The organism is Streptomyces panacea, assembly GCF_040560175.1.
GTDB classification, from domain to species: domain Bacteria; phylum Actinomycetota; class Actinomycetes; order Streptomycetales; family Streptomycetaceae; genus Streptomyces; species Streptomyces panacea.
In genome coordinates, this window is record NZ_JARJHW010000002.1 from 1 (window position 1) to 14,344 (window position 14,344).

Here is a 14,344-nt window from a genome sequence, read left to right on the forward strand (position 1 = left end):
TCGGACGGTGGATCCGACTCCGGTGGCTCGGACGGTGGATCCGACTCGGGCGGCTCGGACGGTGGATCCGACTCGGGCGGCTCGGACGGCGGCTCGGACTCCGGTGGCTCGGACGGCGGTAGCGACTCCGGTGGCTCGGACGGCGGAAGCGACTCGGGCGGCTCGGACGGCGGCTCCGACAGTGGCGGCTCCGACTCAGGCGGCTCGGACGGCGGTAGCGACTCCGGCGGCAGCTCCAGCGGTGGGGGATCCAGCAGCGGCGGCTCCAACGGTGGAATGGTCATCGGCGGACTCATCGGCGGGTTCACCAGTGGCGGACTCATCGGCGGACTCATCGGCGGCGGTTCGTCCGGCGGTTCGTCCGGCGGCGGTTCCTCCTCCGGCGGCTCCTCCGGCGGCAGTTCGGCCAGCGGCGGTTCTTCCAGCGGCGGCTCGGAGGACAACAAGGACGAAGACGATGACGACGAGGATGACGACAAAGACGAAGAAGAGACCGAGACCGTCTGCAATCCGGTCATGGCTCCCTGGGGCATCATGCAGTCCTGCACGGAGGTGGAGAAGCCGAAGGATGACGACAAGGACAAGGACAAGGACAAGGACGACGACAAGGACGACGACAAGGACGACGACAAGGACGACGAGGACAAAGACAAGGACAAGGACGACTGCCAGAACAACACGAACGTCGCCTTCTACGGCAGTGTGACCACCGGCGCGGCCGGCAGCGGACGCTACACGCTCGCCTCGGCCGGTGGTGGGGTCGTCTACGCGGCCGGCTCCGGAGCTCCCTCCGGGATGAGCATCATGGCGGCCGTATCCGGAGCCGCCATCGCCGGCGTCGATACGTACCAGGACGTGGAGAACAGGGTCAGCAACGCTCTCGGACTCACCGACGAGCCGAAGCAGCCCCCGGAGCCGAAGCCCGACTCGAAGCCCAAGCCGGAGCCCAAGCCCAAGCCGCCGCACCTGAGTGGTTGCCCCCTGAAGACCCCGATGAACGTCCTGGACGAAATCCCGGACTACAAGCCGGGTAAGGACGCGAGCAAGAAGTGGGCGGACGAGGTCGAGAGGATCGCCAAGAAGTACGAGCTGACCAAGGACTTCACCGCCGAGGACGCGCTCATCATCGCCGACTACACCGGTTCCTGGGCCGATGACGCGAACAGTCACCTGCGTGGTAACACGATCCCCGGTCTCCGCGGGAACAAGATGGATGAGTTCATCGAGCGCATGGACCGTGCTCTGGACCATCTGCCGCCGGTCGAGGGGACGTTCTACCGGGGGACGTTCATGCCGGACGAACTGGTCGAGCGGTTCGCCAACGGTGAGGTGATCGAGATGCCCGAGTACCTCAGCACCTCCAGCGACCCGGCAAAGGCCGATCGTGCCGTTGAAGCCTCGGCGAACAAGAACCGGCCCGGTGGCGAGAACGTCCTGCTGGAAATCACCACGGACAACGGCCGCAACATCGACCCACTGTCCCGTTACCGGGGCAAGGAGTCGGAGGTCCTGATCCCGCGCGACGGCAAGTTCGAGAAGGTCGGAGAGCGGACGAAGATCATCGGTGGCAAGGAGTACAAGGTCATCGAGGTGAAGCAGGTCGGCTGAGCGACACGTACGGCCCTGTGCGGTGACCGGCCGGTCACCGCACAGGCGGGCGCCCGGCGCCGTAACGACGGCCGCGACATCCTCGCGGCCGTCGTTCGTGTGACCATCCACTGCTGCCAGAATGTTGGTGCGACCAACGCTGAAGTGGATTGTTGGCCTCGCCAATGCCAACCCCCTCTCTCGTCTAGGCTGACGTCGGCAGCCCTTGCGACACATGACGAAGAGGGACAGATGAACGACGAGACCACCCGCGCCGAACGCCTGTTGGACGCCCAGGCCAAGGCCGCCGACCTCTTCGCCGAGATCGAGTCGCGGGGCCTGGTCGCGCCGGGGGTGGGGGAGCAGGCGGTCAGTGACCGCATCCGCGATCTCGCCAATGAGCTGTTCGGTCCGACCCGCCACTGGCACAAGCGCATCGTCCGTTCCGGGCCGAACACCCTCCACCCGTACCGGGAGAACCCACCGGACCGGGTCATCGGCCAGGACGACATCGCGTTCGCCGACTTCGGCCCGATCTTCGAGGAGTGGGAGGCCGACTTCGGGCGCACCTTCGTGCTCGGTGACGACCCCGTGAAGCACCGGCTGCGCGACGACCTGCCCGAGGTGTTCGCCGCCGGGCGCCGCGCCTTCGACGCGGACCCGGACATCACCGGTGCCCGCCTGCACGCCGAGGTCGGCCGGCTGGCCGCCGAGCGGGGCTGGGAGTTGGGCGGTTGGCACGCCGGGCATCCGGTGGGCGAGTTCCCGCACGAGAAGATCGACGGCGCCGACATCGAGTCGTACATCGCGCTCGGCAACGACACCCCGCTGCGCCGCCCCGACCGCGCCGGACGCACCTGCCACTGGATCCTGGAGATCCACCTCGTCGACCCCGAACGCGGCTTCGGCGGCTTCTACGAGGAACTCCTCGACCTCGGCTGAGACCCCGGCCGAGACCCGCCCGAGCCCCCGTCCGAGACCCGTCCGAGCCATGTGATGATGTTCCGATCGCGAACGGTCCTGGGGAGGAACCAGTCGCGCGACAAGGGGGAACGTCATGGCCAAGGACGATGCGTCCATACCGGACGAGGAGTGGGAGCGCTTCCTGCGGGATGCCGAGGCCGGTGGCCGGGGCGCGCCCGAGGAGCCGTCGGCGCGGGCCCGGATGGTCGGACGGCGCCTGCGCGAGGAGACCGGACCCCCCGAGGGATGGCGGACCCACCAACCACCCCCGCGCAGACGGAACAAGGGGTGGCATGTCGTCGGACTGCTGCTCGCGGTCGGCCTGTTGGGCGTGGCGCTGGATCCGGGGCGGGTCGTCGGATGGTTCGGGGACGGCGACGGAGGCCGCGGAAACGCGTCGCCCGCCGTGGAATCCGTACCCCAACTGCCCACTCGGGAACAGCCGTTCAGGGGATCGCCGGCGGCGGAGTGGTTCGACGGGACGGCCGGGATCGGCGTGCCCGCGGCGCGGGCGACCGGCTGGATGACCAGGGAACAGGTCGCGCGGGCGCTCGACGAGACCCGGGACTTCCTCGCCGCGTCCAGTCTGGATCCCGACGTGCTGCGCGGGGGGCGACCGGAGAAGGCCATCGCGCTGATGAATCCACATCAGCGCGATGTCCAGGACTACGTGACGGCCGCGTTCCGCGAGCCCCACCAGGAGAACGATCGCGAGAACGACCCGCTGCTGCTGTTCAGCCGCTTCGCGCAGACGAAGGTGCGGCTGGTGGGTGACGTGGTCAAGACGCGGGGAGAGATCACGTTCCGCGAGGGCAAGCGCGGCGCGGTCGAGGTGACCGCCGACGTCACTTACGTCTATCCGCTCGTCCGCGCCGCGAAGGGCAGCGACGAAGTCGCGCGCACCATCGCGCGCCGCGAGACGGTGATGAGCTGGGACGACCCGGAGAAGGTGATCACCGAGGCGGGAACGTTCTCCCTCCTCTCCTACAAGGTGGACGCCGCCAACGGCGGTTGCGGCGACTCCACGGGCTACTTCCTCCCCGAGTTCACCGCCGAACGCGCGGTCAAGGGTTCGGGGAAGGGCCCCGAGGTGGACCCGTACGAGCGCGAGACATCGATGGACGCGCGCCTGGGGGAGCCGGGCGAGACGGAGTGCGGAATCGCCACGCGATCGTGAACTCCCCAGCGCTGTGACCGTGTAGCTCCGCCGGGTTGGTGGTTGTGGCGGTCGGATACGCGCCGACGTCCGGTCCGCTCACCGGCGGGCCCGGGACATTCGTGCTGCTTGAAGAGGGGCCTGGCGGGGCGTCCGGTCAGGAGCCGTCAGGAGTCGGGCCGGCGCGGGAGGCGGGTTCCCTCACGGGTCACCGCCGACCTGGCGGTGTACCTCCGCCCGTATCCGACGCGGGAGAGTCGCCGGCCGCTGCCGCGATGGCCGCGCGCGATGCCCCTGGAGGGCGAACCGGCCGAGGTCGTGACCCGCGTCAGAGGCGTACGGCGCGTGGCTCGCGACCAGCGAGAACGTCCCCGAGCTCCTGATCGACTTCGCCCCGGGCCCCGGCGGACCCCGGTGAATCCGCTCCGGCCACAGCAAACGAGAACACTGTTCTTGACTCTGGTCGGAGGGTGGGGCATGCTCTTCCTCAACGGAGAACAGTGTTCTCGGAAGCCACCTCCTCACCCAAAGGACGCCCGTCATGGCCACAGCGACCACCTCTGCCCACAGCACCCCGTCCCGGCGTTGGGACCTCATCGGCCGCGGCCTGATGGCCCTCAACTCGGCAGTCACCTTCGCGGTGTTCATCAACGGCTTCTTCCTGATGGCGGCGGCGAGCGACGACCGTTTGATGGTGGAGGGATGGCGAACCTTCGGATACTTCGTGTTCAGCGCGATGTGGGCGATGCTCGCGTACCGGCCGCGTCATGTCCCGGCGATCTGGGAGCTGGTGATCCTCCACAAGGTCGCGGCAGCGGTGCTCGCCTTCACCATCCTGGACACCACCGAGGGCATGCAGTCCTCGATCACCGACTCCTCGGTCGCGGCGTTCACGATCTTCGCCTACATCGTCTGCCGCGGGTGGGAATCGTGGCGGGTCGTCCAGCTCGGGAACGCCCCACTGAAGGCGATCTGAGTTGGCGCGCCCAGCAGGCCGGCCGGGACACCCGGCCGGCCTGCGCGCACTGCCGGTCCAGGAGAGAACACCGTTGACTTATAAGGTGGATGCATGGTCACTTCACGGCAAGTAGCACGCGAGCAGATGATGCGTGACATCGTGCGCGTGGGGCGGGAGCACCTGGCGACGGTACTTCCGGCCGACCTGTCCCTGCGGGCCGTGGCCCGCGACATCGGAGTCGTACCGTCAGCGCTCTACCGTTACGTCCGGGACCGCGAAGCGCTCATCACCCTGCTGATCGTCGACGCGTACGACGAACTCGCCGACGACGTCGACGTGGCGCTCGCCGCGGCGTCGCACCTGTCGCACCGCGAGCGGCTGGAGGCGGCAGTACTCGCGGCGCGCGCCTGGGCCGTCCGCGAACCGTCCCGATTCGCCATGCTCTACGGCACACCCGTCCCCGGCTACACCGCTCCCGGCAACCAGACCGTGGGGCCCGGCACGCGACTTGCCCTCGCGCTCGCCGGACTGGTCGAGGACGCTTGGCGAGCGGGCAAGCTGAGAACGGTCGAGGCACCGCGTAATCCGACGGTCCGCGCCGACATGGAGCGACTGCGGGGAGCGTTCGGCTTCGACATGCCGGTGGGCAACGTCGCCCGGGTCTACGGGTTGTGGAGCGCGGTCATCGGCGCCATCCTGTTCGACACCTTCGGCCACTACGCGGCGGACACGCTGACCGACCCCGAAGCCTTCCTCCGCGCCCACACCGACGGCCTGGCGGACACGGTCGGCCTCTGACCGAGGCGACCGAGGCGACCGGGTCGATCGGACCGACCGGGCCGGCGGAAATGGTGTCGTGTTGGAACGCCGGGACCGGTCTGTCGGAATTGGTCGAGGGAATCAGTGGGATCGGCTTTCGCCCCGGCAGAAGTGATCGCCCAGGTGTGCGGGTCTGTTGTCATTCGGATAAGTCCGCCCGCATTCCGGTCGAGGGTCGACTTCGTTGCCGAAAGCGACGTCGAATCTGGTAGGTCATCTCCGGGCTCACGGCCTTTCTCCAGGGGTGCCGTCTTCTCTTGGCGATACGAGTGGATTCGTCTGCTGTGCTACCGGATGAATTTATTCGGAGACCCGTCTGACCAGGTACTATCGTCACAGCGAGGGAATGCGCGACGGGAACTGGCGGGTCGTTCTCGTGGTAGAGTTCAGTGAATTCGCAGTACGTCGCAACAAAAGGGGAATGGCGTGAATACCGAGAAGGTTACGGCTCGACGTCTTACGGCCGGTGAGGTTTCAGAGCTGGGGCTCCAGGACGGCATCTTCGTCTCGGCGGAGATGGATGGCCTTCCTCTCGACTGCTACGCCTCGGCTTTCCTTACGGAGCCGGGTAAGAATTTCGAAGGAGGGTCCTTCACCGCGAAGACGGTCTTCGGTGAGGAAATCCACGTTCTCCCGGACAATGCCGAAGAGCGCGGGATCTGGGTCGCCGACAAGGCGGGGGAGGAAATCGAGGTTCTCCAGAGTGCCGGCGTCCTCCTGAACCTCGCCCTCTTCGTACCCAACGGGAACATGGAGTCTCTGGACTCGCTCTACTCCGCCGCACGTGACGCGTTCGGCGCGGGGATCGTTCAGCGCTGGAGCGAGGAAGTCGCCGCGGTGCCGGACGTCAAGGTCGACCTGTTCGAGGAGCCGGCCCGGGGGCGGAAGAACACGACTGGTCAGAATCGCGACCGCCGCGCCTTGGACATCTACCCGACTCGTGTGCGGTTCCTGGAGCCCAGCGACGGCTGGAAGTTCATTGTCGAACCGCACAAGGAGATCGTCGATGAAACGCCGACGATCTGATCCGAAGCTGATTGCGGCGTAGCGATCCGCCGGTCGGTCCGCCGGTCGATCCGCTGGTGGAGCGGCTGTTGTCAGCGGCTCGGCCAGATGCTCAGCCAGACGCCCGGCCGGGGACTCCCGGCCGGGCGTTCTGCGTGCCGCGGTCACTGTCCCGCTCGCCGCGCCGGGTACGGGCGGCACGCAGGGACGCCAGCAGCCGCAGCCGCTCGGCGTCGGGGGTGCCGGGCTCGGCGGTGTAGACGAACATGACCGGGCCGGGGCTGCCGGGCAGCGGGTAGCTGCCCCACTCGACCGTGATCTCGCCGACCTGGGGATGCCGGAATAGTTTCGTCCCGTGCACCGTCTCGCGCACCTCGTGCCGGGCCCAGAGCCGCCGGAAGTCCGCGCTGCGGATGCTGAGTTCGCCGATGAGCGTGGTGGCCCGCGGGTGCGTCGGGTCGGTGGCGACGGCGGCGCGCAGCATGCCGATGTACTGGAGCGCGGTGGCCTCCCAGTCGGGGCAGCGCATCCGGGTCTCGGGGTCGTGGAACAGCGAGGTGAGCATGTTGCGGTGCTCCGGCGGCTGTTGGTTCGGGTCGCCGAACAACTCCTCGGCGAGCGTGTTCCACGCGAGCAGGTCGAGGTGTCGGCCGAGCACCACCGCGGGGGTGTTCATGGCGGCCAGCAGGTGCCGGGTGCCGGCCGGTACGCGTTCAGGGGCGCGGCGCTTGCGGACGCGCTGCGGCCGGCGTGCCGCCCGGGCGAGCGCGAAGAGGTGCCGGCGTTCGTCGTCGTCGAGGGTCAGCGCGGTGGCGAGGTCGTCGAGGACGTTGTCGGAGGGGTGTACGTCGCGGCCCTGCTCCATGCGCTGGTAGTAGTCGGTGCTCAGCCCGGCCAGCAGCGCGATCTCCTCGCGCCTGAGCCCGGTGACCTTGCGCCGGGGGCCCGGCTCCAGCCCGACGTCCTGCGGGCGCAGCCGGCCGCGCCGGGCGCGGAGGAAGTCACCGAGTTCACGGGCGAACGGGTGGTCGGCAGGCATACGGACAGTGTGCGGGTACGGCGCGGGCCGAAGGTAGGTCTGGCACTCCTAGGGAAAGAAGTGCGACCGCGCGTCGCCGGTCCACTCCTACCGTTGTCGCCGAGCAGCCCTGCACACCCCTCCTCAGCCGTGTGCACACCACTCCCCGGGAGACTCGGCCATGCCCGAATGGACTGAACGTGACATCCCCGACCAGCGCGGTCGGGTAGCCGTCGTGACCGGCGCGAACTCCGGGCTCGGCCTGGTCACCGCGACCGAACTCGCCCGCGGCGGGGCAGGGGTCGTGATGGCCGTACGCGACACCGTCGCCGGAGAGCGGGCGGTCGCCGGTATCCGGCAGGCCGTACCGGGCGCCGAGATCGAAGCACGCCAACTCGACCTGGCCTCACTCCACTCCGTACGCGCCTTCGCGAAGAGCATGAACGACGACTTCCCGGCGATCGACCTCCTGGTCAACAACGCCGGTGTCCTCCATCTCGGCCCGCCCCGCACCACCGACGACGGGTTCGAGGCCCACTTCGGTGTCAACATGCTGGGCCACTTCGCGCTCACCGGCCTGCTGCTCGGCACCCTCAGCCGCGCGGACGGCCCGCGCGTGGTCAGCCTCAGCTCGACCGCCCACCGGGGCGCCCGACTGGACTTCGACGACCTGATGTCGCGGAACGACTTCAAACCCCGGCGCGCGTACGCCCGTTCCAAGCTGGCCTGCACCGTGTACGGCTTCGAACTCCACCGCCGCCTGGAACGGGCCGGCTCGCCCGTCGTCAGCGTCGTCGCCCATCCCGGGATCTGCCGCACCAACCTCAGCCCGCGGGCGTTCGAGGAACACGGGGCGTTCTCGCGGGCCGTCGACCGGGCGACGCAGCGGGCGTTCCCTTCGGTCCAAGGGGGCGCGCGGGCGCAGCTGCACGCGGCGACCGCGCCCGGCGTACGCGGCGGCCGGCTCTACGGACCGTCCGGCTTCCAGGAGATCCGCGGCCCCGTCGCCGTGACGAAGCCCAACCCGGAGGCGGCCGACCCCGCGTGCGGGAAGAAGCTGTGGGCCGCCGCCGAGGAGCTGACCGGCATCAGCTACCCGTGACCGCGCCGTACGCCCGCCCGGCCCGGTCCGATGCCCGGCTCCGTCAGTTCCTCGTGACGGAGCCGGCCGCGCCGAGGTCACGGCGCATGAGGCCACGGAGCTCGGCCACCGCCGTATCGAGCCGACACCGATCGCCGCCCCGAGTTCGGCTCCTACGGGTACGGCCCCGAGCGCCCGGAGGCGCGGGGTCACCGGCCGAAGGCGCCCCGCGGACCGAAGCCGATGTCGGCGAAGCGGTTGCCCATCCGCCGATAGCCGGCCGCGTTCGGGTGCAGGCCGTCCGGCAGGTCGCCGAGGTCGTCGGGGCCGAAGAGGTCGCGCCCGTCCAGGTAACGCACGTTCCGGTCGTGCTCGGCGCGCTCGCGGACGATGTCGGCGAGGATCTCGCGTACATGGTTCATCGTCAGCGCGCCCCGGGCCACCTCGGCGGCATCCCCGGTCGTCGTGGTCCCCTCAGGCGTAAGGAAGCGGGGACCGGGGGCGTCCTCGACATTCGGGCAGACGATCGGCGAGATCAGCAGCAACGGGGTGTCGGGGTGACCGTCGCGGATCATGTCGAGGAAGCCGTGCACGGCCGGGGCGAACGTGCGCCGACGGAACGAGGCGCCAATGACGATGTTGGCGCCCACCTTGAGGCTGATCAGATCCGCCGGGGAGTCCCGGATGGTGCGCGCGACATACGGGTCCAGCATCGCGTTCCCGGCCTGGCTGAGATTGACCAGGTCCACCCCGGCGATCGCGGCGGCCACGGCCGGCCAGGTGCCCGTGGGGGCGTCCGCCTCGATGCAGTGGCTGATGGAACTGCCGTGGTGCACCCAACGGCGCCGGTCGCTCGGCGTGGGCGGCAGGACCTCGGCGTCGGCGCGCAGGGCGATCAGTTCGGTACGGGTCTGCTGCGGCAGCCACAGTTCGACCTCCTTGACCCCGGTCGAAAGGTCCGCGAACCGCACCGTCCCCGGGGCACCGGGCTCCAGCCGCGGTTCACCGCTCGGACCGGCCAAGCCCAGCACGTTCCCGACGGGCACCTCCGCACGGCCGGCCAACTCCCCGTCCACCACCAGATCCACCGACCCCGGATCCATCGGATCCGGAGCGCCGTCGAAGTGCAGCACCGTGGTGAGGACCTCGAGTTCCAGCGCGCTCGCATCGGTGCGGAACACCAGCCGGACGCCCGTCGGCATCTCGGACACAGCCCGCATGAACACGTCCGGGTACTGCGCCCTGGTCCACGCCGGTAGCCGCAGCGGCAACACCGCCGTCGCGGTGGTCTCCAGTTCCAGCGTGCCGCGGAACTCGACCGGGCCGCCGGCGAGGGGGATTTCACGCATCGGCCTGCTCATGGGTACGCCTCGCTTCAGCTTGTGCCGTCCTCTGGTCACCTGATCACCGACGTCAGTGCCGCGAGCTCGGTTCACCCGAGCCGGACGTGGCGTCAGATTCGTATCAGGCCCGCCCCGCGGATCGCCGCACACCGGGCCCCTGCCGCCGGTCCACCCCCTCGCCTGTCGCGGATCTTCCGCGTTTGTCGCCGCCCCCCTGCGGGTTCGTCCGCGATCGGTAACAGAGGTGACCGGTACCGGCGTTCGTATGTCTTGATGGGCGCACGGCATCGGCGGAGACAACAAAAGGGCGGGCGACATGGCACGGCACAAGGGACGGGGATGGCACGGCCGGCTGCTCGCTGCCGCGCTCGGCGTGACCGCGGTGGCCGCGGCCACCTCGATGTGGAGTGCGCAGGCCAACCCCGGCGGAGGGCAGCGGCCGCAAGCACCCGTCTCCGTGCCGGGCGCCGGGGAGCAGGACGGGAAAGTGGCCAAGGTGGCGGCGGACATCGCGCACGCCTCGGACCGCGGTCCCCAGGGCGTCAACATCACCATCGACGACGGGCCTGACCCGCTCTGGACGCCGCAGGTGCTGCGACTGCTGAAGGACAACGGCACGAAGGCCACGTTCTGCATGGTGGGCACGCAGGCCGAGGCCCACCCGGACCTGGTCAAGGATGTAGTGGCGGCCGGGCACCGGCTGTGCAACCACACGGTCTCGCACGACACCACCATGGACACCAAGTCCGAGGCCTACCAGTCCAAGCAGATCCTGGACGCCGAACGCATGATCACCAAGGCGTCCGGAGGTGTCCGGCCGCAGTACTACCGGGCCCCGGGCGGTGCCTTCACCCCGTACAGCCGGCAGCTCGCCGCGTCCCGGGGGATGCGGCCGCTGGGCTGGAACGTCGACTCCAAGGACTTCGAGCGTCCCGGCGTGGACACCATGGTCGCCACCGTCAAGAGCGAGATCTCCGACGGTCCGACCGTCCTCTTCCACGACGCGGGAGGGGAACGCTCCCAGACCGTCGCCGCTCTGGGTGAGGTGCTGCCCTGGCTGAGGGAGCAGGGGTACTCCTTCGGTTTCCCCGTGCGGTGAGTGACGCGTACCCGCACCGCCACCGCACCGCACCGCCACCGACGCCTTCCATGAAATGACATGGATCACAAAAGTGGACCGTGTGCGGAAAGCAACTATCCCCTTACGAGGCAATTGCCCCGCCCATGTGAACGGCGTGCGGCTCTCGTTCCCCGCTTAACACGCTTCCGACAACGGTGTTTTCGGTCATACGATCACCAACAAGCCCTGCGTGGTGCTGCCGCAGTGGTCGCCTCAACACGTGAACCCGCTTTTCGAGGCTCGTTTTTCGAGCCTGTTCTCAGACCTGTTTTCGGACCCGCGAAGGACTCCGTTGAAGATTCGCCGCATTCTGGCCACCGCCGTCGCCGCCGCCGTGACCACCCCCGTCGTCCTCCTCTCCGTCACCCCCGCGCTCGCCGACGCCAAGCCGTCCGCCGCGTCGCAGGCGCGGCAGGACGAGCGGGGCAAACCTTCCATCGAGGAGCTTGAGAAGGCCGCGAAGAAGGCGCAGAAGGCGTACGAGAACGCCCTCGCCGCGCAGCAGGCCGCACGGATCGTCCTCGAAGCGGCTCTCTCCGACGACGCGCCCCTGAACGCCGCCGCGGCGACCGCCAGGAAGGAGGCGGCAGCCGCCGCCACCGTCAAGGAGAACGCCGACAAGGCGCTGAGCGACGCCGAGGCCGCGCTCGCCGCGCTGCCCGAGACCGCGACCGACGAGGAGAAGGCGGCTGCGGAGAAGGCCGTCACCGACGCCGGGACCGCCGCCGTGTCCGCCGGGGACGCCAAGGCGACGGCCGACGAGAAGGCCGCGACGGCCGGCCGGGTCGCCGACGACGCGCGCGTCGCCGCCGCCCGGGAGTACTCCAAGGCCCAGAGCGCCCTGAAAGAGGCCCTTGAGGTGAAGGAGGCCGCCGACAAGGCGCTCGCCGACGCCAAGGAGGAGGAGTCGGAGGAGCCCAACGAACCGGAGTGCGACTACGAGAGGGAGCTCAGCACCGTCGTCCACGGCCTGCCGTCCAAGATCGCCGCGGGCTCGACGACCGACTTCTCGATCCGCGTGGGCAACGGCACGAAGAAGACGCTGGACGAGGTCTCCCCGTTCGTCTACTTCCACGCGACGGACAAGAGCGGTCTCAACGACATCGACGACGCCTTCCACCTGCAGTGGTCGACCACCGCGTCCCCGGTCTGGAAGAACGTGGGAGAGGACGGCACCGCCGGCTCCATCAGCCCGCTGAAGGCCGGCGCCCACGCCGACGTGAAGCTGCGCCTGAAGGTGGACGCCAAGGCCCCGGCGGGGGACGGCCTCGCCTTCGCCTCCAGTGACTACGTCAACGACGACGAGTCCTGCGGCGGGAACTTCCCCACCGAGTACGCCTTCGAACTCCTCGCCGCCGACACGAACGTCCCCGACGACGTCGACGATCCCAAGCCGGACAAGACCACCCCGCAGACCCCGGACACCGAGCCGCAGGGCGGCACGTCCAGCACCACGGCGAACTCCGCCACCGGCTCCCTGGCCAGCACCGGCTCCTCCTCACCGCTCCCGCAGTTCGCCGCGGCGGCCGGCGCGGCGCTGGCGCTCGGCGCCGCCGCGGTCTTCACCGTCCGCCGCCGCCGGACCGACTCCACCTCCTGACACACCCGCACCCGCACCCGCACCCGCACCGCACCGCGCCGTACTGGTGCGGTGCGGCTGTCACCGCGGCACTGACCGGCACTGACCGGCACCGACCGGGCACGCGGTCGGGCTCGGATACGGCGCGGTGCACGCGGCCGGATGGCCGGTGGCCATCGGAATGTTCACGTCCGCCACCACCAGCACCGCGACGCACGTTCCCTTCCCGCCACCGTCGGCAGGCACGCTCCCTGGGTGCAGACCCCGGGCGACGAATCGCATATACGCAAATGCCGGCTGCTGGGGCTCACCGGTTCCGCGGCCGTGGCCGTCGGCGGTACGAGTGCCGGTGCCCTGCCGGTCGGTGAGGCCCTCGCACCGTCGTCGGAAGCGGCGGCGGTGGGACTCTTCGGCGCCTACTTCGGGCTCGTGCTGCTCGTCGCGGCCTGGGCCTGGCTGGGCCGCGCCGTGCGCGGCCCGCGACCGCCCGGTACGCGCGCCATGGTCGTCACGCTCATGGTGTGGGCCGCGCCGCTGGTGATCGCCCCACCGCTGTTCAGCCGCGACGTGTACAGCTATCTGGCGCAGGGCGCGATGGTGGACGCCCAGATCGACGTGTACACCCATGGTCCCGACCAGCTCGGCGGTCCGCTCGCCGCGCAGGTAGCGCCCATCTGGCAGGACACGCCGACCCCGTACGGTCCGCTGTTCCTGTCGTTGGCCTCGCTGATCGCGCGCGCCTCACGGGCGGAGCTCTCGGCCGGGGTGCTCGGCATGCGGCTGGTCGCGCTGCTCGGCGTGGGCCTGATGGTGCTGTCGCTGGTGCTGCTCGCCCGCCGGGGCGGAACCGCCCCGGGTGCCGCGCTGTGGCTCGGGGCGCTCAATCCACTGATTCTGCTGCATCTGGTGGCCGGCGCGCACAACGACGCCGTGATGCTGGGTCTGCTCGGCATGGCGCTGGTGGCCGCGAAGGGCCGCTTCCCCGTGCTGGGCGCGGTGTTGATGACGCTCGCCGCTCTGGTCAAGGCACCTGCCGCGCTGGGCCTGCTGGCCGTCGCCGCCTTCTGGGCCGGCGGGCTCACGGGCCGGTACCGATGGCTCAGAGCGGCGTGCGCGGTCACCGGTACCGCCCTCCTGACGACCGCCGTGGTGACCGCGGTGACCGGCACCGGCTACGGCTGGATCGGCGCCCTCAACACCCCGGTCTCCCGCCACAATTGGGCCCTCACCTCCCTCCTCGGCCGCATGACCGCGTCGGCGCTGCACAGCGCGGGCAGCGACCTGGCGCCGTTCGCACTGGACGCCTGGCGCGCGGTCGGCCTGGCCGCGACGGCCGTCGCCGTGCTGTGGGTGTGGCTGCGCCGTCCCCGGCACAGCCCCGTCTACGCGCTGGGCCTCAGCCTGATCGCGGTCGCCGTCCTGGGCCCGGCGATCCGCCCCTGGTACGTGCTGTGGGGCCTGTTCCCGCTGGCGGCGGCGGCCCCGCCGGGACCGGCGCGCCGGGTGGTGGCCATCGCCAGCGGAGTGCTCGCGCTGGCCCAACTGCCCAGCGGACTGGCCGCGGACGGCCTCCAGTTGGCGCTCGCGATGTGCGGCGCGGTGTTCGCGGCGGTCGCGCTCTGGTGGGCGCGCGAGATGTCGGGCGACGAAGAGACGCTGACCGCGCGGGAAGCGGGGAGGGCCGCATGAAGGGCCGGGGCATGAGGGGGCGTGGC

12 protein-coding genes are annotated in these 14,344 nt (G+C 70.0%); 10 read left to right on the forward strand and 2 right to left on the reverse strand.

Annotation, left to right across the window (positions count from 1 at the left end; translation table 11 throughout):
- From P3L51_RS00720 to P3L51_RS00750, 6 genes are all read left to right on the forward strand, one after another.
- The coding region (locus P3L51_RS00720; RefSeq protein WP_354603004.1) for an ADP-ribosyltransferase at positions 1-1,608 on the forward strand (1,608 nt) is incomplete at its 5' end.
- Positions 1,609-1,839: 231 nt separating this feature from the next.
- Complete coding sequence (locus tag P3L51_RS00725) at positions 1,840-2,529, forward strand: M24 family metallopeptidase (RefSeq protein WP_354603005.1); 690 nt, start codon at positions 1,840-1,842, stop codon at positions 2,527-2,529.
- 115 nt (positions 2,530-2,644) lie between these two features.
- Positions 2,645-3,727 (forward strand): hypothetical protein, encoded by a 1,083-nt coding sequence (locus P3L51_RS00730; RefSeq protein ID WP_354603006.1) that lies wholly within the window; start codon positions 2,645-2,647, stop codon positions 3,725-3,727.
- A gap of 520 nt (positions 3,728-4,247) precedes the next feature.
- A complete protein-coding gene (locus tag P3L51_RS00740; protein WP_354603007.1) occupies positions 4,248-4,682 on the forward strand; it encodes a hypothetical protein in 435 nt (144 codons plus the stop codon).
- A gap of 93 nt (positions 4,683-4,775) precedes the next feature.
- On the forward strand, positions 4,776-5,462 hold the full coding sequence (locus P3L51_RS00745; protein ID WP_354603008.1) for a TetR/AcrR family transcriptional regulator: 687 nt from the start codon (positions 4,776-4,778) through the stop codon (positions 5,460-5,462).
- A 447-nt stretch (positions 5,463-5,909) separates the two neighbouring features.
- On the forward strand, positions 5,910-6,509 hold the full coding sequence (locus tag P3L51_RS00750; RefSeq protein WP_354603009.1) for a hypothetical protein: 600 nt from the start codon (positions 5,910-5,912) through the stop codon (positions 6,507-6,509).
- Positions 6,510-6,600: 91 nt separating this feature from the next.
- Here the strand turns inward: P3L51_RS00750 and P3L51_RS00755 are convergent, their stop codons facing one another.
- The gene (locus tag P3L51_RS00755; protein WP_354603010.1) at positions 6,601-7,527 is read right to left on the reverse strand and encodes a helix-turn-helix transcriptional regulator; all 927 of its coding nucleotides are present in this window, start codon (positions 7,525-7,527) and stop codon (positions 6,601-6,603) included.
- A 160-nt stretch (positions 7,528-7,687) separates the two neighbouring features.
- Between P3L51_RS00755 and P3L51_RS00760 the strand changes: the two genes are divergently transcribed.
- The gene (locus tag P3L51_RS00760) at positions 7,688-8,608 is read left to right on the forward strand and encodes an oxidoreductase (protein WP_354603011.1); all 921 of its coding nucleotides are present in this window, start codon (positions 7,688-7,690) and stop codon (positions 8,606-8,608) included.
- 188 nt (positions 8,609-8,796) lie between these two features.
- Here P3L51_RS00760 and P3L51_RS00765 read toward each other — a convergent pair whose 3' ends face one another.
- Entirely contained in the window at positions 8,797-9,936 is a 1,140-nt protein-coding gene (locus tag P3L51_RS00765; protein WP_354603012.1) for a GDSL-type esterase/lipase family protein, read from the reverse strand.
- A 310-nt stretch (positions 9,937-10,246) separates the two neighbouring features.
- Between P3L51_RS00765 and P3L51_RS00770 the strand changes: the two genes are divergently transcribed.
- From P3L51_RS00770 to mptB, 3 genes are all read left to right on the forward strand, one after another.
- A complete protein-coding gene (locus P3L51_RS00770; protein ID WP_354603013.1) occupies positions 10,247-11,029 on the forward strand; it encodes a polysaccharide deacetylase family protein in 783 nt (260 codons plus the stop codon).
- 313 nt (positions 11,030-11,342) lie between these two features.
- The gene (locus P3L51_RS00775) at positions 11,343-12,650 is read left to right on the forward strand and encodes a peptidase (protein ID WP_354603014.1); all 1,308 of its coding nucleotides are present in this window, start codon (positions 11,343-11,345) and stop codon (positions 12,648-12,650) included.
- Between the two features lie 234 nt (positions 12,651-12,884).
- Positions 12,885-14,318, forward strand: a complete 1,434-nt coding sequence (gene mptB, locus P3L51_RS00780) for a polyprenol phosphomannose-dependent alpha 1,6 mannosyltransferase MptB (protein ID WP_354603015.1) — start codon at positions 12,885-12,887, stop codon at positions 14,316-14,318.
- The last annotated feature ends 26 nt before the right edge of the window (positions 14,319-14,344 follow it).